This is a genomic window from Micromonospora rifamycinica, from assembly GCF_900090265.1.
GTDB classification, from domain to species: domain Bacteria; phylum Actinomycetota; class Actinomycetes; order Mycobacteriales; family Micromonosporaceae; genus Micromonospora; species Micromonospora rifamycinica.
The window spans coordinates 6054953-6073899 of record NZ_LT607752.1 but is presented as its reverse complement, the minus strand read 5'-3'; the positions used below and the strand labels follow the sequence as shown (position 1 = coordinate 6073899).

The following is an 18947-nucleotide window of genomic DNA, read 5'->3' as shown; positions in this document are numbered from 1 at the left end:
GGCCGGGCGGGCGGTGTCCTGCCCAGGTCGGAGGGGACCGGCCCCGGGGTGTGATGGGATCGGGACCATGCGGATGCCGGGCTGGGCCGGCTCCGGTCGGCCCGGGCGCGACCTGGCGCTGGCCGGAGCGTCCCTCGGCGGCGGCCTGGCGGTCTACGGCGTCGGCCTGCAGCCCCAGTTCCCCTGGGCACCGGACGTGCCGAGGGCGTGCTTCCTGCTGCCGCTGCTGGCGGTGAGCGTGGCCGTCGGGCTGCGCCGGGTGGCGACCCGCACCGGTCTGGCGGTGGGCACCGTGGCGGTGCTGGCCGACGCCGCACTCGGCGTCTCGGTGGGCAGCACCGTGATCTACACCCAGGTGTTGTACGACACGTGCGTGTACGGCCCGCCCCGGTTGCGGCGCTGGCTGCTGCGGGTCACCGTCGGCCTGGGTGTCGGCAGCACCGCCCTCGGCATGCTGGTCTGGGGCTGGCGGGGTGCCGGGGTGGGGGTGCCGTTCGCCCTGCTCGGGGTGCTGCCGGTGGTCACCGGGGTCAGCGTGCGGCAGTACCGCGACCAGGCGGCGGCCGAACGGACCCGCGCCGAGCAGACCGCCCGGCTGGTCGAGCTGGACCGGCGGCAGGCGGTGCTGGCCGAGCGCGCCCGGATGGCCCGTGAGCTGCACGACGTGGTGGCGAACCATCTCAGCGCGGTGGCCCTGCACGCCACCGCCGTGCTCGCCGCCCCCGGGCTGGACCGGCTCCGGGTCGAGGCGGCGCTGCGGGTGATCCGGGAGAGCAGCGTGCAGGGGATGACGGAGATGCGGCAGCTCGTCGGGCTGCTGCGGGAGCCGTCCACCGATCCGGTACGGGAGGCCACCCGGGTCCGCCTGGCCGAGCTGGACCAGCTGCTGGCCCGGATGGCCGCGGCCGGTCTGCGGGTCCGGACGACGGTCGAGGGCCGACCCCGGCCGCTGCCGGTCGGGGTCGACCTGGCGGCGTACCGGATCGTGCAGGAGTCGTTGACCAACGCGCTGCGCCACGGCCGGGGCACGGCGGAGTTGACCGTGGCGTACGGGCCGGCGGAGGTGGTGGTGACGGTGGAGAATCCGGTGCGGTCCGACCGGCCCGGTGCGGTGGCGACGGCCGGTGCGGGGCTGCCGGGCGGCGGCGCGGGGCTGATCGGGATGCGGGAGCGGGCCACCCTGCTCGACGGGGAGTTCACCGGCGGTCTCCGGGACGGGTGCTGGCGGGTCCGGGCGGCGCTGCCCACCAGGGCGTCGGCGTGACCGCCCCGGTGCGGGTGGTGCTGGCCGACGACCAGGACGCGGTGCGGGCCGGGCTGGCGCTGATCCTGGCCGGGGCGCCGGAGATCGAGGTGGTGGGTGAGGCGGCCGACGGGGTGGCGGCGGTCCGGCTCTGCCGGGAGCTGCTCCCCGACGTGGCGGTGCTGGACGTCCGGATGCCCCGGCTGGACGGGGTGTCCGCGACCCGGGAGATCGTCGCCGCCGGTACCGCCGAGGTGCTGGTACTGACCACCTTCGACCTCGACGAGTACGTCTTCGGCGCGCTGCGGGCGGGGGCGGCCGGCTTCCTGCTCAAGGACACCGACGCGGCCGGGCTGGTGGCGGCGGTGCGCGCGGTGGCCCGGGGCGAGGGGGTGATCGCCCCGACCCTGACCCGGCGGCTGATCTCGGCCTTCGCGGCGACCGCGCCGGGCGTCGGCGACGCGGAGCGGGAGGCGGTGGCCGCGTTGACGCCCCGGGAGCGCGACGTGCTGGCCTGTCTGGGCGTCGGCCTGTCCAACCAGCAGATCGCGGACCGGTTGGCGGTGGCGGAGAGCACCGCCAAGACCCATGTCAGCCGGATTCTGGCCAAGCTGGCGCTGCGCAGCCGGGTACAGGCGGCGATCCTCGCCCAGGAGTTGGCCCTGCCCGTCCCGGCACCGCGGTCCGATCTCCGGCAACATTGACGTAAATCTATTGACCGCCCTTTTCGGCCGGTCGTAGGGTGCGGTGCGGAACGCAACCAGGCCGGCACCTGTCGTCCGACGCCGCCCGGCCGGAGATCCGCCGGATCGGAGGAATGGACATGATCGCTTCCAGGAGGTCCGTCCTGACGGCGTGCGGCATCGTCGCCGCCACCACCGTCGTGGCCCTCGGCATGACCACTGTCGCCGGGGGCGCACCCGCCACGGCCACCACGGTCGGCGGGTGCACCGCCACGGTCCGGGTCGACTCCCAGTGGGGCAGCGGGGCCAACGGCGGCCAGATCACCACCTTCACCGTCGTCAACACCGCGTCGGCGACCGCCCACCGGTGGACGGTCAGCTGGCCGCTCGCCGACAGCCAGCGGATCGTGTCGTCCTGGAACACCTCGATCGCCGCGACCGGCGGCACCGCGACCGCGACCAACGCGTCGTACAACGGGGTGCTCGCCCCGGGCGCGTCGACCACCTTCGGGGTCCAGCTCGCCGGCCCCACCTCGACGCCGACGCCGAGCTGCACCAACGACGCCGCCCCACCGACCACCGTCAGCCCGCCGAGCGGCGCGGACGTCACCGTGCAGGAGGCCGACAACCAGCGCACCGTCACCCTGTTCGTCGGGCAGACGCTGGGCGTGGCCCTCGCCGCCGACTACCTGCCGCCCACGGTCACCGGCGGCGCGCTCTCCCCCCTCTCGAGCAGCGGCGGCTACCCGACCGGGCAGCCCCTGGCGGCGACGTTCCGCGCGGTGACCCCGGGCACCGCCGACCTGACCACCCGGACCGACCACGCCTGCCGGTACGCCACCCCGCCGTGCGCCCTGCCCGCCGTCCTGTGGACGCTGCACGTCTCGGTCATCGAGTTGCCACCGACCGGCACCGGACAGACCGTCGTGGTCACCGCCCCCGACAACCAGCGGGATCTCACCCTGCGCGTCGGTGACACCCTGGTGGTGAGCCTGGCCAGCAACTACCTGCCGCCCACCGTCACCCCCGCCGGGGTGGTCGTGGCCCGCGAGGTGACCGGCGGGTACCCGACCGGCCAGCCGCTCGTCGCCAGCTACCTGGCGACCGCCCCGGGGCGGGTCGACGTCGCCACCATCACCGACAACGTCTGCCGGCACGCGCCCACGCCGTGCCCCTCCCCGCAGGTGCGCTGGGTCGTCCACCTCACCGTCACGGCCTGACCCCGCGCCCCGGCCGCCCCCGCTCGTCGCGCGGTGGGCGGCCCCGCGCTCCGGGCCGGCCCGACCGGCCCGGAGCGCAGCTCGTCGCCCGCGCGACCCGGTGCCCCGGGCCGGTTCGTGACCGGTGCACCGGAGCCGGCGTCGAGGCCCTGCTCAGGGCGTGTCAGGCTGGTGCGGTGAACGAACCGGGTGGGATGGAACTGACGGCCACCCTGCGCCGGATCGAACGGGCGGCGGGGGCGCTGGCCACCGCCAGCGTGGCCCGGATGGACGAGAGCCTGCCCTGGTTCCGTGAGCTGCCGGCCGACCAGCGCTCCTGGGTGATGCTGGTGGCCCAGGCCGGCGCCCGGTCCCTGGTCGAGTGGCTGGGCTCCGGCGGCGGCACCACGGACAGCACCCAGGAGGTGTCCGACGAGGTGTTCGACGCCGCGCCGCTGGCCCTGGCCCGGTCGATCAGCCTCCAGCAGACGGTGGCGTTGATCAAGGTGACCATCGACGTGGTCGAGGAGCAGGTGTCGCACCTGGCCGCGCCCGGCGAGGAGCAGCAGCTCCGCGAGGCGGTGCTGCGCTTCTCCCGGGAGATCGCCTTCGCCGCCGCCCGGGTCTACGCCCGCGCCGCCGAGTCCCGCGGCTCCTGGGACGCCCGGTTGCAGGCGCTGCTGGTCGACGCCCTGCTCCGCGGCGACTCCCCCGACGTGCTGGCCAGCCGGGCCGCCGCGCTGGGCTGGGCGGACGCGCCACCGGTGGCGGTCGCGGTGGGCCGGTCCCCCGGCGGGGAGGTGGCCGCCGTGCTGCACACCGTCTACCGGCACGCCCGCCGGATCGGGGTGGAGGTGATCGGGGGCGTGCACGGCGACCGGCTGGTCATCGTGCTCGGGGGCGCGACCGATCCGGTGACCGCCACCGAGAAGCTGCTTCCCGCGTTCGGTGAGGGGCCGGTGGTGGTCGGTCCGGCCGTACCCAGTCTGGACGAGGCGACGGACTCGGCGCGGGCCGCGCTGGCCGGATACCGGGCGGCCCCGGCCTGGCCCACCGCGCCCCGCCCGGTGCCGGCGGCCGACCTGCTGCCCGAGCGGGCGCTGGCCGGGGACGCCGAGGCCCGCCGCCGGCTGCGGCACGACGTGTACGCCACCCTGCTGCGCGCCGGTGGGGAGCTGCTGGAGACGCTGGACGCCTTCTTCGCCGCCGGCGGGACGCTGGAGAGCGCGGCCCGGGCGCTGTTCGTGCATCCGAACACGGTCCGTTACCGTCTGCGACGAATCGCCGAAGTGACCGGCTTCTCCCCGCTGACGCCCCGGGACGCGTTCGCGCTCCAGGTGGCACTCACGGTGGGCCGGCTCGACCCGATCGTCCCGGCCGGCGTGACCGGCCCGGCCCTACGATGACGCCGGGTGACCGATGGACAAGCCCGATAGCAGACGATCCCCGCCGATTTTTGTAGGAAACCTCCAAGACTTCTAGTGTGGTTTGGTGTCAGGCCGCACAGCGCTACCCCGGGGTATCGGGGAGAGTCATAGACGTGCTCGCCGTCCTCTCTCCCGGCCAGGGTTCCCAGAAGCCCGGCTTCCTGACGCCCTGGCTCGACCTGCGCGGTGCCGAGTCACGGCTGCGCTGGTGGTCGGCGTCGGCCGGGGTGGACCTGGTACGGCTCGGCACCGAGGCGGACGCCGACGAGATCCGGGACACCGCCCGCACCCAGCCGCTGCTGGTGGCCTCGGCCCTGCTGGCCGCCGAACAGCTCCCCCTGCACGACGTCGACCTGGTCGCCGGGCACAGCGTCGGGGAGCTGGCCGCCGCCGCGCTGGCCGGGGTGCTCTCCGCCGAGACGGTGATCACCCTCGCCGGGGTACGCGGCCGGGAGATGGCCGACGCCTGTGCCCTGGAGCCGACCGGGATGGCCGCCGTGCTCGGCGGCGACCCGGACGAGGTGCTCGCCGCCCTGGCCACGCACGGCCTGCACCCGGCCAACCGCAACGGCGCCGGCCAGGTGGTCGCCGCCGGGGCGCTCGACGCCCTGGACAAGCTCGCCGCCGAGCCCCCGGCCAAGGCGAAGGTCGTCCGGCTCAAGGTCGCCGGGGCGTTCCACACCCCGTACATGGCGACCGCCGAGCAGGCCCTGGCCGCCGTCGCCGCCGGGATCACCCCGTCGGCCCCGGCCCGGTTGCTCCTGTCCGACCTCGACGGCGCGGTCGTCTCGCGGGGCAGGGAATTCGTCCACCGGCTGGTCCGACAGGTCACCGCACCGGTGCGGTGGGACCTGTGCATGCACACACTGGCCGAGCTGGGCGTCACCGGCCTGCTCGAACTCCCCCCGGCCGGCACCCTCGCCGGGCTGGCCAAGCGGGAACTCAAGGCCACCGGTGTGCCGGAGATCGTCACCCTGAACACCCCCCGTGACCTGCCCGCCGCCCGCGACCTGATCGCCCGGCACAGCGGCCCGCCCGCCGACCGGCCGGCACCGGCCCCGTCCCGGGTGGTCGTCGCCCCCGCCGTCGGCTCGTTCACCCCGGCCGAGGGCCTCGTCGAGGGCGCCCGGCTGAGCACCGGTCAGGTGCTCGGGCAGGTGGCCACCCGGCAGGGGCCGGTCGAGGTGACCGCGCACGACAGCGGCCCGCTCACCGAATGGCTCGCCCACCACGACGACCCGGTCGCGCCGGGCCGACCCATCGCCCGTATCGGAGGCCACGCATGAGCGGCAGTCGGATCGTCGCCCTCGGGCACTACCAGCCGTCCCGGGTGGTGACCAACGACGACATCGCCCAGTTCGTCGACACCAACGACGAGTGGATCAGGGACCGCGTCGGCATCGCCAGCCGGCGGATCGCCGACGGCGAGTCGGTGGCCGACATGGCCACCGCCGCGGCGGACAAGGCCCTGGCCAACTCGGGCCTCACCGCCGCCGACATCGACCTGGTGGTGGTCGCCACCTGCACCTCGATCGACCGCAGCCCCAACGTCGCCTGCCGGGTCGCCGCCAAGCTGGGCATCACCGCGCCCGGCGCGTTCGACCTGAACACCGCGTGCTCCGGCTTCGCCTACGCCCTGGGCACCGTCGACCACGCCATCCGGGCCGGCGCGTCGCGCAACGCGCTGGTCATCGGCGCCGAGAAGCTCTCCGACTTCACCGACTGGACCGACCGTTCCACCTGCATCATCTTCGCCGACGGCGCGGGCGCGGCGGTGGTCACCGCCACCGCCGACGACGAGCCGGCCGGGATCGGACCGGTGGTGTGGGGTTCCGCACCGGACAAGAGCGACGCGGTACGCATCGAGGGCTGGCGGCCGTACATCGCGCAGGAGGGCCAGTCGGTGTTCCGCTGGGCCACCACCGCGCTGGCCCCGCTGGCCCTCCAGGCCTGCGAGCGGGCCGGCGTCGACCCGTCGGAGCTGGCCGCGTTCGTGCCGCACCAGGCCAACTCGCGGATCATCGACGGCATCGCCAAGCGGCTGAACATCCCCCAGGCGATCATCGCCAAGGACATCGTCGAGTCCGGCAACACCTCGGCGGCGAGCGTGCCGCTGGCCCTGTCCAAGCTGGTCGAGCGGCGGGAGGTGCCCTCGGGCGCCCCGGTGCTGCTGTTCGGCTTCGGCGGCGGGCTGACCTACGCCGGCCAGGTCGTCCGCTGCCCCTGAAGACCCGCCCCGGTCGGCGACCGCGGCGCACCGCCATCCGGCGGAGAACAAACCCGATGAGAGGAACCCACCGCAATGACCCGTGACGAGATCACCTCCGGCCTCGCCGAGATCCTCGAAGAGGTCGCCGGGGTGAACCCGGACGACGTGGCCGAGGGGAAGTCCTTCACCGACGACCTCGATGTCGACTCGCTCTCCATGGTGGAGGTCGTGGTCGCCGCCGAGGAGAAGTTCGGCGTCAAGATCCCGGACAACGAGGTACAGAACCTGAAGACCGTCGGGGACGCCGTCAGCTTCATCGAGGCGCAGTCCTGAGATGAGTCACGTCGACGTCGTCGTCACCGGGCTCGGCGCGACCACCCCGCTGGGCGGGGACGTCGCGTCGACCTGGGACGCCATGCTCGCCGGCCGCTCCGGGGTGGGTCCGCTCACCCAGGAGTGGGCCGGCCAGCTCCCGGTCCGGATCGCCGCCCAGCTCGCGGTGGACCCGTCCGAGGTGCTGGACCGGGTCAAGCTACGCCGGCTGGACCGCTCCGAGGCGATCGCGCTGATCGCGGCGCAGCAGGCCTGGGCGGACTCCGGGCTCGCCGACTCCGGGCTGGACCCGGAGCGGCTGGGCGCCAGCGTCGGCTCGGGCATCGGCGGCGCCCTCACCCTGCTCGCCCAGGACGACATCCTGGAGGCGTCCGGCCCGCGCCGGGTCTCCCCGCACACCATTCCGATGCTGATGCCCAACGGCCCCGCCGCCTGGGTGGGGTTGGAGCTGGGCGCGCAGGCCGGGGTGCACTCGGTGGCGAGCGCCTGTGCGACGGGTGCGGAGGCGATCGCGCTCGGCCTGGACATGATCCGCGCCGGCCGGGCCGACGTGGTGGTGGCCGGCGGCACCGAGGCGGTGATCCACCCGCTGCCGATCGCCGGTTTCAGCTCCATGCGGGCCATGTCGACCCGCAACGACGAGCCCGAGCTGGCCTCCCGCCCCTGGGACAAGGGCCGGGACGGCTTCGTCCTCGGTGAGGGCGCCGGCATCCTGGTGCTGGAGCGGGCCGACCACGCCGCCGCCCGCGGTGCCCACGTGTACGCCCGGCTCGCCGGTGCGGGCATCACCTCGGACGGGTACGACATCGTCCAGCCGCACCCGGAGGGGGCCGGCGCGATCCGGGCCATCGCCAAGGCGATCGCCGACGCGGACGTGGCGAAGGCGGACATCGTGCACGTCAACGCGCACGCCACCTCCACCCCGGTGGGCGACCTCGCCGAGATCAAGGCGCTGCACCGGGCGCTCGGCGACCATCCGGTGCTGACCGCCACCAAGTCGATGACCGGGCACCTGCTCGGCGCGGCCGGCGCGCTGGAGTCGATCGCCACCATCCTGACCATCCGCGACGGTGTCATCCCGCCGACGATCAACCTGGACGACCCGGACGACGGGCTCGACCTGGAGGTCGCCGCGAACAAGGTCCGCCACCTGGACGTGCCCGCCGCGCTGAACAACTCCTTCGGCTTCGGCGGCCACAACGTCGCCCTGGTCTTCACCCGCCCCTGACCAACACCGCCAGCCCACCAGCCCTGCACCCGGACTGGTGGGCTGGCGGTGTTGGGCCTCATGATCGGATTGCCGAAACTGAGACGACACGCCGGGGCGAGTGCCCAAAATCGCAATCTGATCATGGGCGCCCCCACCACCCGACACTGTTCCGCTCGGCCACCCCGCCACCATCGACACCGTGCTCATCGACGGCCGGATCGTGAAGCAGGACCGGACCATGGTCAGCCACGACACCGCCAAGGTGGTCCGCAACGCGGCGGCGTCGGCCCACGCCGTCCGGACCCGGGCCGGTGGGGTGCTCACCCCGACCAGCCCCACCCCACCCACCTTCTGACCCGCCCCGCACCGCGTGTCCGCCCCGCACCGCGTGTCCGGCCGGCACCGCCTGTCCGCCCCGCACCGCCTGTCCGGCCCGCCCCCCTTTCGCGGGTGGGACACGCGGCCCGACCGGCCCGCCCCACGCGGCCCGACCGGTCCGCCCCACGCGGCCCGACCGGCCCGCCCCCCTTTCGCGGGTCGGACACGCGGCCCGACCGGTCCGCCCCACGCGGCCCGACCGGTCCGCCCCACCCGGCCCGGACGCCCGGGTGACCCGGTCAGCGGGCTGCCGGCACCGCTTCCCGGGCCAGGGTGACCGCGCCGAGCAGCGCCGCGTCGTCGGCGAACCGGGACAGCACCACGTCGGGACGGTGCGGCAGCACCTCGGCCAGCCGGTCGACCAGCAGCCCCCGGACCAGCGTGCTGCCGGCCACCCCGCCGACCAGCACCACCCGCTGCGGATCCAGCAGCAGGCAGCAGGTGACCAGGTGCCGGGCCAGCTCGTCGACCCGGGCGGTGAGCGCGTCGCGGGCCGCACCGGGCAGTTCGGCGGCGGCGGCCAGCCCGGCCGCCTGCCCGGCCACCCCCAGCTCGTCGGCCAACCGGTCCAGCGCCCGGCCGGAGAAGTCCAGCTCCAGCATGGTGCCCGGCCAGGGGCCGCCGGCCACCGCGTACCCGATCTCGCCGGCCGCCCCCCGGTGCCCGGCGAGGACCCGGCCGCCGACGGTGACCGCCGCCGCCACGCCGGTGCCGATCCCCACCACCAGGCCGGGGTCGGCGTCGCGCAGCGCGCCGAGCCGTAGCTCGGCCAGGGCGGCGGCGTTCAGGTCGTTGTCCACCGCCACCCGGGCCACCCCGAGGGCGTCGGACACCGCGTCGGCCAGCCGCAACCGCTCCCAGCCGGGCACGTTGGGGGCCAGGTCGATGCCGTCCGGACGCACCACGCCGGGCGAGGCGACACCGGCCGCCACGAGGGGCCCACCGGCTCCGGCGACCAGTTCGGCGGCGAGCGCCAGAGCCCGGTCCAACGCCTGCGGGGCACCCCGCTCGGCGTGCGTGGCGATCCGCCGGTGGGCCAGCAACCGGCCGCTCCCGTCGGCCACCCCGACCGCCATCTTGGTGCCACCGAAGTCGATGCCGAGCAGCAGCCCGTCGGTGCGGGTGTCGGCGGGAACACCGGCCAGCCGTACGCTCACCTGCTCCACCGCCCCGTCACCGCCGTGCCCGCCGGTCGCGCCCACGACGCGGTTGCCCCCGGCCCGGCGGCCGGATCGGCACCGGGTCGTCCCCTCGACGCGCTCACCGGCCAGCCACCTCGGCGGCGACCGTGTCCAGCGCCGCGTCGGCACGGGCCAGCCGGTCGCGGGTCGCGGCGAGGCGGTCGGCGACGCCGGTGAACGCGACCCGCAGGGTGGCGACCTGGGCGCGGACGGCGGCGGCTCCCGGCCCGTCCACCTGCACCCGGTCCAGCACCAGGTCGGGGTGGACGGCGGCGGCGATCAGGTCGGCGACGGCGTCGTCGGTCAACCGGTCGGTGAGCCCGTCGGCGGCGGCCCGGACCCCGTCGGCGGTCCAGGTGTCCGGCGCACCGGCCCGGACCAGCCGGCCGACCACCGAGTGGGCGGCCCGGAACGGCACCCCGTGCCGGGTCAGCGCGTCGGCCGCGGCGGTGGTCGTGGCCCCGGACGCGACGATCTCCTCCCGGGTGGGCGGGTGCAGCGGTTCCAACTCGGCGAGGAAGCCGCCGACCAGGGCGAAGAACCGGTCCGCCCGGTCGTTGCTGTCCCAGAGCCGGACCTGCACGTCGGTGGTCGCGTTGTTGGAGTCCTCCCACCAGGCGGCCCCGACGTTGTTGAGCACCGAGGCGGCGTCGGCGGCGCTCGCGCCGGCCATCGACACCAGGTGCTCCAGCACCACCGGGTTGCGCTTCTGCGGCATGATGCTGCTGCCCTGGGTGAAGTCGCCGGGCGTGGCCACCCACTGCCAGGTCAGCCAGTCCATCAGGGTGCGGGCCAGCCGGGCGCCGGTGGCCAGGGCCTGCGCGTTGAGGGTGCCGACGCGGACCAGGTGGTCGGCTCCGGCGACCGCCTCGTACGAGTTGGTCACCAGGCCGTCGAAGCCGAGCAGTTCGGCCACCCGGGCCGGGGCGATGTCCAGGTCGGTGCCGGCGAACGCGCAGGACCCCAGCGGGGAGACGTTGAGCTGGTCGATCACGTCGGCGTACCCGGCGGCCTCACCGGCCAGCGCCTCGGCGTAGCCGGCCAGGGCGTGCCCGATGGTGGTGGGCTGGGCCGGTCGGCGGTGGGTGTACCCGGTGATCACCACGTCGGCGTACCGGTCGGCGACGTCCAGCGCGGTCGTTCCGGTGGCCAGTACCCTCTCCAGCACGCCGAGCAACTGGTCGCGCAGCAGCATCCGGAACACCCCGGCGTCCAGGTCGTTGCGGCTGCGCGCCATCTGCACGTCCAGCTCGGACGCGGGCATCCCGCACGCCTGCGCGAGGGTCTTCTCCAGCAGGTAGTAGGTGTCCTCGAAGCTGCCGTCGAACGCCGGCGCGGGGCTGCCGTCGGCGCGCAGCGCGGCCAGCCCGCGCAGCAGCCGGGCTCCCCGCTCGGCCGGGACGAGCCCCTGCTCGGTCAGCATCACCACGTGCGCCTGGCTGGCGCGCACCATCGCCGGGTAGAGGTGCCCGACGTGGTGGTCGTAGGTCGGGGCCAGGTGGTGCCGCTGGTAGGTGGTCAGCTCGCTCATGGCGGTTCCTTACTTCCTTCCGGGCCGGGGCGCGGCACGGGGGCCGCTTCCCGGGTTCTCGGCTGGTCGGTCGGTCAGGCCCAGCAGCCGTTCGGCGTTACCGGCGAAGATCGCGCGGAGGTGGTCGTCGGGCATCCCCAGCTCGCGGCAGACCCGCAGCTGGTCGTCGAGGTAGCGGGTGACGTAGCCGCGCGGGAACCACGACGAGTCGCTGCCGTACACGATGCGCTGCGGGCCGATCGTCTCGTAGCAGCGGCGGAACAGGTCCTCCAACGTCAGCTTGTACGGCATCCAGCGCACCCACTGGTTGGAGCCGGAGGTGTCGACGTGGATGTTGGGGCAGCCCCAGGCGGCGAAGAGGAGGTCCTGCACGTGCTGGACGCCGAAGTGCGGCACCACCACGGTCAGCTCGGGGAAGCGGCGGGCCATCCGGGCCAGCTCGTCGGGGCCGCCGTACCGGCCGAAGGAGAGGCCCCCGGCGCTGCCGTAGTGGCCGATGTGGATCAGCACCGGCACGCCGAGGCGCTGCGCGGTGGCCCAGAGCGGGTCCAGGTCGGCGTGGTCCAGCGGGCCGCGCAGCAGCGGGGCGAACAGCTTCAGCCCGCGCAGGCCCCGTTCGGTCACCGCACGCTCCAGCTCGGCCGCGGCCCCCGGCGAGTACGGGTCGTGGTGGGCGAAGCCGAGCAGCAGGTCCGGGTGCCGGTCGACCACGTCCGCGACGGTGTCGTTGCCGCCGCCGGTGACGAAGACGGCCCGGCGTACCCGTACCGCGCGCAGCTCGTCGGCCCACCGGTCGGCCTCGTCCTGCCAGCGGACGGCGGGTGGTTCGGGGTCGGGGAAGCTCCACGCCTGCCGCCACGCCTTCGCGTACGGGGCGGAGCCGGCGGCCCGGACGGCCCGCTCGTGCTCCCCGCCCGGGTGCATCCCGGCGGCGTCCTCGCAGGCGTGGATGGTCTCGTCGGTGCCGATCCGGAAGTGCAGGTGGAAGTCGACGATGTCGAGTCCCCGGTCCACGCTCATCGCTCTGCCCCGGTCGCCCCGTCCGCCGCCGTCGGGGCCGGCCCGGCCGGCGGGTCACCAGCCGTCGGAGCCGGGTCGGCGGGCGTCGGCAGCGGGTCGGCGGTGGGTGGGGCGGGCGGTGGGGCGGCCACCCAGGCGGCGACGATCTCCCGCAGTCGCGCGCCGGCCGTGGCGCGGACCTGCCGACCGGCCGCCTCGGAGGCCAGCGAGATGTGCCCGGACCAGCCCTGCCACGGGTCGGGCCGGGACTCGACCAGCACGTACGGGTGGCCGACCGGCAGCTTCGGCTTCGGCGGCAGGTCGGTCACCGCGTCGAGCCGGACCGCGCCGGGGTCGAACCCGAGCACCCCGGAGGTCTCGTACGCGCCCCCGTGCCCCCGGGCGGTCAGCGGCCCGTACAGCTCGGTGGTCTCCGCCGGGGTGACCAGCTGGAACCAGTTGACCAGCAGCAGGCTGGCGGTACGCCGGCCGGAGACCCACTCCATCGCGGCCCGGACGGTGGACATGTTGGCGTCGTGGCCGTTGACGATCAGCAGCCGGGGGAAGCCGGCGGCGACGATCCCCTCGATCACGTCGGCGAGGTAGCCGACGGCGATCTCCGGCCGGATCGACACCGTCCCCGGCCAGGGCCGGGTCTGCCCCGGGCAGGCCGCGTACGGCACCGCCGGAAAGAGCACCCCCCGCGGCCCGACCGCGCCGGACCCGCCACCGGCCTCGGCGGCCGGAACGGACGCGCCGCCGGCCTCGGCGGCCGGAACGGACGCGCCGCCGGCCTCGGCGGCCGAACCACCTGCGCCGCCGGCCTCGGCGGCCAGGCCACCTGCGCCGCCGGCCTCGGCGGCCAGGCCACCTGCGCCGCCGGCCTCGGCGGCGAAGCCCTCGGCGAGGATCAGGTCGGTGCCGAGCGGCAGGTGCGGGCCGTGCCACTCGACGGCGCCGACGGGCAGCACCGCGTAGTCGGCCGCCGCTGCGACGGCGGCCAGCTCGCCGCCGGGGATCCGGGTGGCGGGCAGCAGCCCGCCCCCGGTCGGCCAGGTCACGCCGTCCACTTCGCCGCCTCCCGGGTGGCCCGGCCGCCGTTCTGCAGGCGGCCGGAGAACACCATCACGATGAAGATCAACACCACCTGGAGCATGCCGTACGCGGCGGCGGTGCCGACCTCGAACGAGTACATCCGGTTGTTGATCTCGACCGAGATGGGTGCCGTCTCCGAGGTGTAGATCAGCACCGAGGCGACGAACTCGCCCACCCCGTTGACGAACGCGAGCAGCGCGCCGGCCAGCACGCCGGGCAGCATCAGCCGCAGGGTGACCGTGCCGAACGCCCGCCACCAGGGGGCGCCGAGGTTACGGGCCGCCTCCTCCAGCGACGGGTCGATCTGGGCCAGCGTCGCCGAACTCGACCGGAACACCAGCGGCAGGAACCGCACGAAGTACGCCAGCGGCATGATCCAGAAGGTGCCGATCAGCACCTGGCCGAAGCTGAACGCGTTGCCGGTGCTGAACGCCGAGATCAGGTTGATCGCCACCACCGTGCCGGGCAGCGCCCAGGCCAGCATGACCGCCACGTCGAGCAGCCCCCGGCCGCGGAAGTCCAGCCGGCGCACCGCGTACGCGATCAGCACGCCGACCACCACGCAGCCCACCGTGGCGAGCAGGCTCATCTGCAACGAGTTGAGGATCGGCCGGTACGCCCCCGGGTCCGAGAAGATCGTGACGAAGTTCTGCATCGTGTACTCCGCCGGGATCACCTCGGTGGTCCACGAGCCGTCCCGGGAGAAGGCGACCAGGGCGATCGTCGCCACCGGGGCGAGCAGCACCATGGTGGCCAGCACCGAGGCCAGCAGCGCCAGCCACTTGCCGAACGGGTTGGTGATCTCCCGGCGGTGTGAGGCGACACCCTTGGACTGGGAGCGGTAGCTGCGCCGCCCCTCGTACCAGCGCATCCCGAGCAGGAACAGCACCGAGGACACCGCCAGCACCGACGCGTAGGTGGAGGCCATCGGCAGGTCGCCGTTGGTGCGGTTGATGTAGATCTGCATGGTCATCGTCCGGTCCACCCCGAACAGCAACGGCGCGGTGTACGACGCCAGCGACGTCATGAAGACCAGCAGCGACGCCGAGACCAGCGCCGGGGTGAGCATCGGCAGCAGCACGGTCCGCCACACCCGGATCCGGCTCGCGCCCAGGTTGTAGGCCGCCTCCTCCACCGACGGGTCCATCCCGACCAGGGCGGCGGACGCGGCGAGGTAGAAGAACGGGTACATGGTGAAGGTGTGCACCACCAGCACCCCGGCGATACCGGTGAACGGCAGCACCGGGTTCTCGGTGCCCAGCAGCTGTTGCAGCCCGCGCGGCAGGATGCCGGTCTCGCTGTAGAGCAGCTGGAACGAGATCGCCCCGATCAGCGGCGGCAGCGCCGCCGGCACCAGGATGATCGCCTCGATCAGCCGACGCCCGGGGAACGAGAAGCGCTTGAGCAGGAACGCCATCGCCACCCCGACGATCCCGCAGAGCAGCACGCTGGCCGCCGAGATCATCAGCGAGGTGAGCAGCGCCGACCGGGCCACCCCGGTGCCGGTGACGAACTCGGTGTAGTTGGCCACCCCGTCCACCCCGACGCTCTCGGCGAAGGTGGCGAACATCGGCTGCACCACGTAGCCGAACAGGATCAGCGCCAGCGGAAAGACCAGCAGGTACGGGAACCAGGGCGAGTTGGCGTTGAGGCCGCGCCGGGGCCGCTCGGCCTTCGGCGGGGCGGGGTCCTGGGTGACCGGCGGCACGGTGGCCGGGCTCGCGCTCACGGGCGCACCACCCACATCCGTTCCCGGTTCAGCCGCAGCCCTACCTGGTCGCCGACGGTGATCCCGGTCGGCACGTCGATGGCGGCGACCTGCACCGGCTCGCCGGCCACCTCGACGACCAGGTTGGTGGCCATCCCGGTGAACTCCAGCTCGGTCACCCGGCCGGTGAGCGCGCCGGGCTCGCTGACCGAGGTGAGGCCGAGGTGCTCGGGGCGCACCGAGACACCGGCGGTGTCCCCGGCGCGCAGGCCGTGGTCGGCGGGGGCGGTGACGGCGGTCTCGCTGCCGTCGGGCAGCCCCACCGTGACCGTCCCGGCGGTGGCGGCGACCACCGGCAGGTCGAGCACGTTGCTGCGGCCGATGAACCGGGCCACGAAGGCGGTCGCCGGCCGGTGGTAGATCTCCTGCGGGGCACCGATCTGCCGGACCCGGCCGGACTCCATGACGGCGATCCGGTCGGACATCGCCATCGCCTCGGCCTGGTCGTGGGTGACGTAGATGGCGGTGGTGCCGGCCTCCTGCTGGATCCGCCGGATCTCCACCCGGGTCTCCTCGCGCAGCTTGGCGTCGAGGTTGGACAGCGGCTCGTCGAGCAGCAGGGTACGCGGCCGGATGACCAGGGCGCGGGCCAACGCCACCCGCTGCTGCTGGCCGCCGGAGAGCTGGTCGATCCGGCGGTCGCCGTAGCCGGCGAGGTGGACCTGGCCGAGGGCCTCCTCGATCCGCCGGGCGGACTCGGCCCGCCCCACCTTGCGGATCTTCAGCCCGTACGCGACGTTCTGCGCGACGGACATGTGCGGGAAGAGGGCGTAGTTCTGGAACACCATGCCGGTGTCGCGCTTGTTCGGCGGCCGGTGGGTGACGTCCTCCGCGCCGAACCGGATCCGCCCCGAGGTGGGGAAGTAGAACCCGGCCACCATCCGCAGGGTGGTGGTCTTGCCGCAGCCGCTCGGGCCGAGCAGGGTGAAGAACTCCCCGGCGGCGATGCTGATGTCGACGTCGTCGACGGCAGCGGTGTCGCCGGCACGCGCGAAGCGCTTGCTCACCGACTCCAGCGTGACATCGATCATGATGTCCTCTCCTTCATGCGGTACCGGCCTGGCCGGGCGGGCGGGCGGTGGTACGGGGACGGACCGGTGGGGCACGGGGTACGGCCGCCGCAGGGACCGGGCGGTTCGCGGTCGGGCCGCCGCGGCGTGGGCGGGCGGCGGTGCCGGGGACGCACGTCGCGCCCCCGGCACCCGCGCGGTCAGCCCTTGTTCTTGATCTGGCTGTTCCAGTGGTTGATCCACTCGGTCTCGTTCTTGCCGATGATGTCCCAGTTGACGTCGAGCGGCTTGAGGTTGAGCTGGGCCAGCCACTCCGGCTGCTGGGCGATCTCCACGGCCGGGATCTGGTAATAGTCCTTGGCCAGGTCGGCGCGGAGCGTGTCGTCGAAGAGGAACTCGATGAACTTCTGTGCGCCGGTGCTGTTGCCGCCCTTGACCGCGGCCAGCCCGTCGACCAGCACCGGGGCGCCGGAGGCCGGCATCACGTAGCCGAACGGCATGTTGGACTGGTTGGCCTGGAGCAGGATGTCCTGGAGGTTCCAGGCGCTCAGGGTGCCCTGCTGGCGGGAGAGCTTCAGGTAGAGGTCGGCCGGGTTGGCCGCGTACGCGCCGGTGTTGGCGTCGAGCTTCTTGAGCCAGTCGTAGCCGGGCTGCGGGTTGCTGCCGTCCGGCGACTGCCGCATGATCATCGCCGCGTAGATCGACCGCATGGTGCCCGAGGCGGCCACGTCCCGGATGACGATCTTGTCCTTCCACTCCGGCTTCAGCAGGTCGTCCCAGTCCTTCGGGGCCTGCTCCGGGGTGAGCGCCTTGTTGTTGTACATGATGACCTCGGGCAGCAGGATCTCCCCGAACCAGCGGCCCTCGGCGTCCTTGTACTTGGCGTCCATCTTGCCGGCGAACGCGGGCTGCCAGGCGGTGAGCAGGTCCTCGCCGGCGCCGGCGGCCAGCCCCTGCTGGGTGCCGCCCCACCAGACGTCGGCCTGCGGGTTGGCCTTCTCGGCCCGGACCCGCTCCAGGATCTCCTGGGCGCCCAGGTTGAGGATCTCCACCTTCCCCTTGTACTCGGGGTACTTGGCGGTGAACTTGTCCACGACGAAGGTGGAGACCTTCTTGTCGCGGGCGGTGTAGATCGTCAGCTTCTCCGTCTCACCGGCGGCGGTGTCGTCCGAGCCGCCGCCGCAGGCGGTGCCGGCGGCGAGGACGGTGGCGAGCGCTCCGGCGAGCAGAAGTCGACGTCTCATGGGGTACCTCCGAGGGGTTGGGGAGAACTGAGGCAGGGCAGGTCAGGGGGTCGGTAACAGGGTGGGCAGCCCGGCGGCGGCGGCCGAGAGGGCGTAGCTGACCGCGCCGTGCAGCACCGCGCGGTCGCCGAGCACGGCCCGGCGCACCTCGGTGGTGCTGGGCGCGGCGGCGGTGACCAGGCCCTGGAGCCGGTCGACGGCGGCGTCGTCGAGATCGGCGGCGGCACCGCTGAGCAGCACCCGGCCCGGGTCGATCACGCAGACGCAGGAGACGATCAGCCGGGACCAGGCGTGCAGCAGGTCGTCGAGGTAGCCGGCGGCGCGCGGATCGGCGGCGGCCAGCTCGACCAGCGCGCGTACCGGCGAGTCGGGACGGCGGCCGGGGGCCAGCGCGACCACCCGTTCGGCGATCGCGTTCTCCGACCAGCGCGCCTCGAACGGGCCGATCCCGTCGTGCCCCCGGTCGGCCGGGTCCAGCGGCAGGAAACCGACCTCGCCGGCCGCGCCCCGGGCGCCGCGGCGGACCTGGCCGTCGAGCACCAGGCCCGCGCCGATGCCGTCGGCGACGTGGAGCAGCAACAGGTCGGCGACGTCGGTGCCGGCACCCGCGGCGTGCTCGCCGGCCGCCATCAGGTTGACGTCGTTGTCCACCACCACCGGGACGCCCAGGGTCCGCTGGACCGACTCCCCTATCGGGCGGCCCTCGACCAGGCCGACCGAGGGGGCGAGCCGGACCGCGCCGCCGGAGATGACGCCGGGCGCGGCGATGGCCACCCCCCGCAGCGCGGGCAGCCCGTCGCCGGCCAGTTCGGGCACCGACCGGCAGATGGTGTCGACGATGTCGCCGGTCAGCCGGACCGCGCGGTGGGCGACCACCGCACCGTCGCTGTCGGCGATCTCGCAGCTGATCCGGGACGGCTCCAGCGAGACGGCGGCGACCAGTTCGGCCCGGGGGTTGAACTCCAGCATGGCCCGGGGCCGGCCGGCCCGGGACGCGCCCGGCCCGCGCTCGATCAGGTAGCCCTCGGCGATCAGGTCGCGTACCAGCGGGGTGAGGGTGGCGGGGCTCAGGCCGGTGAGCTCGGTCAACTCGGCCCGGGAGAGCACCCGGACCTGGCGGGCCGTGGAGATCACGGAAAGCCGCTTGATCTCCTTGGACCGCTCCCGGCTCACCGGGCTCGTCGGTGGCGTCACCACGTCTGTCACACTTCCTTCCTACGGCGAACGAATTAAAGAGTCAAGTAACAAGTGCGTCTCGGGCCGCTCACCGTGAGGCACCGGAGCAGCAGGAACGTCACCAATAGCGGGCGGTGGACCGGGACCGGGCGACCGCGGCGACACGGCACCGGACATCCCGGACGGCGGGTACTTTATTTCTTCTTCAAAGAAAGAAATACCCTCCAGGGGATTGACGTAGCACCGGGCCGGTCCCTAGCG

Annotated in this window: 17 protein-coding genes; 9 read left to right on the top strand and 8 right to left on the bottom strand. The window is 74.2% G+C overall.

All coding sequences use genetic code 11. The features are described 5' to 3' along the window. Window positions 1–67 precede the first annotated feature (67 nt). The 9 genes from GA0070623_RS25735 (at window position 68) to GA0070623_RS30140 (ending at window position 8659) form a co-directional block, all read left to right on the top strand. Entirely contained in the window at window positions 68–1264 is a 1197-nt protein-coding gene (locus GA0070623_RS25735) for a sensor histidine kinase (protein ID WP_067313091.1), read from the top strand. Beyond that, window positions 1261–1947, top strand: a complete 687-nt coding sequence (locus GA0070623_RS25730; protein WP_067313111.1) for a response regulator — start codon at window positions 1261–1263, stop codon at window positions 1945–1947. Before GA0070623_RS25735 ends, GA0070623_RS25730 begins: the two co-directional genes overlap by 4 nt. Window positions 1948–2066: 119 nt before the next feature. Beyond that, the gene (locus GA0070623_RS25725) at window positions 2067–3146 is read left to right on the top strand and encodes a cellulose binding domain-containing protein (protein WP_157746993.1); all 1080 of its coding nucleotides are present in this window, start codon (window positions 2067–2069) and stop codon (window positions 3144–3146) included. Between the two features lie 194 nt (window positions 3147–3340). Beyond that, window positions 3341–4531 carry a PucR family transcriptional regulator gene (locus GA0070623_RS25720; RefSeq protein ID WP_172898560.1) on the top strand — a complete coding sequence of 397 codons (1191 nt, stop codon included), beginning with the start codon at window positions 3341–3343 and terminating at the stop codon, window positions 4529–4531. Between the two features lie 134 nt (window positions 4532–4665). Further along, entirely contained in the window at window positions 4666–5838 is a 1173-nt protein-coding gene (locus GA0070623_RS25715) for an acyltransferase domain-containing protein (RefSeq protein WP_067313080.1), read from the top strand. Further along, window positions 5835–6779, top strand: coding sequence for a beta-ketoacyl-ACP synthase III (locus GA0070623_RS25710; protein WP_067313078.1), 945 nt, complete (start codon window positions 5835–5837; stop codon window positions 6777–6779). The genes GA0070623_RS25715 and GA0070623_RS25710 overlap by 4 nt, the downstream gene beginning before the upstream one ends. A 75-nt stretch (window positions 6780–6854) precedes the next feature. Next, on the top strand, window positions 6855–7094 hold the full coding sequence (locus tag GA0070623_RS25705; RefSeq protein ID WP_067313076.1) for an acyl carrier protein: 240 nt from the start codon (window positions 6855–6857) through the stop codon (window positions 7092–7094). Between the two features lies 1 nt (window position 7095). Then, window positions 7096–8322, top strand: a complete 1227-nt coding sequence (gene fabF, locus GA0070623_RS25700) for a beta-ketoacyl-ACP synthase II (protein WP_067313074.1) — start codon at window positions 7096–7098, stop codon at window positions 8320–8322. A 181-nt stretch (window positions 8323–8503) separates the two neighbouring features. Continuing rightward, window positions 8504–8659, top strand: a complete 156-nt coding sequence (locus GA0070623_RS30140) for a hypothetical protein (protein WP_157517612.1) — start codon at window positions 8504–8506, stop codon at window positions 8657–8659. A gap of 262 nt (window positions 8660–8921) precedes the next feature. On the opposite strand, the gene GA0070623_RS25695 is transcribed toward GA0070623_RS30140, so the two are convergent. From GA0070623_RS25695 to GA0070623_RS25660, 8 genes are all read right to left on the bottom strand, one after another. Further along, window positions 8922–9839, bottom strand: a complete 918-nt coding sequence (locus tag GA0070623_RS25695; RefSeq protein WP_231932549.1) for an ROK family protein — start codon at window positions 9837–9839, stop codon at window positions 8922–8924. 103 nt (window positions 9840–9942) lie between these two features. Next, window positions 9943–11394, bottom strand: coding sequence for a lyase family protein (locus GA0070623_RS25690; RefSeq protein WP_067313072.1), 1452 nt, complete (start codon window positions 11392–11394; stop codon window positions 9943–9945). 9 nt (window positions 11395–11403) lie between these two features. Continuing rightward, on the bottom strand, window positions 11404–12414 hold the full coding sequence (locus GA0070623_RS25685) for an amidohydrolase family protein (protein WP_084261508.1): 1011 nt from the start codon (window positions 12412–12414) through the stop codon (window positions 11404–11406). Continuing rightward, window positions 12411–13454 (bottom strand): creatininase family protein, encoded by a 1044-nt coding sequence (locus GA0070623_RS25680; protein ID WP_231932548.1) that lies wholly within the window; start codon window positions 13452–13454, stop codon window positions 12411–12413. The genes GA0070623_RS25685 and GA0070623_RS25680 overlap by 4 nt, the downstream gene beginning before the upstream one ends. Beyond that, window positions 13451–15217 carry an ABC transporter permease gene (locus GA0070623_RS25675; protein WP_231932547.1) on the bottom strand — a complete coding sequence of 589 codons (1767 nt, stop codon included), beginning with the start codon at window positions 15215–15217 and terminating at the stop codon, window positions 13451–13453. Before GA0070623_RS25675 ends, GA0070623_RS25680 begins: the two co-directional genes overlap by 4 nt. Beyond that, window positions 15214–16287: an ABC transporter ATP-binding protein gene (locus tag GA0070623_RS25670; RefSeq protein ID WP_067314423.1), complete on the bottom strand. Its 1074-nt coding sequence runs from the start codon at window positions 16285–16287 to the stop codon at window positions 15214–15216. Before GA0070623_RS25670 ends, GA0070623_RS25675 begins: the two co-directional genes overlap by 4 nt. A 179-nt stretch (window positions 16288–16466) precedes the next feature. Beyond that, complete coding sequence (locus GA0070623_RS25665) at window positions 16467–17510, bottom strand: extracellular solute-binding protein (RefSeq protein ID WP_067314426.1); 1044 nt, start codon at window positions 17508–17510, stop codon at window positions 16467–16469. 42 nt (window positions 17511–17552) lie between these two features. Then, window positions 17553–18716 (bottom strand): ROK family protein, encoded by a 1164-nt coding sequence (locus tag GA0070623_RS25660; protein ID WP_067314428.1) that lies wholly within the window; start codon window positions 18714–18716, stop codon window positions 17553–17555. Window positions 18717–18947 lie beyond the last annotated feature (231 nt).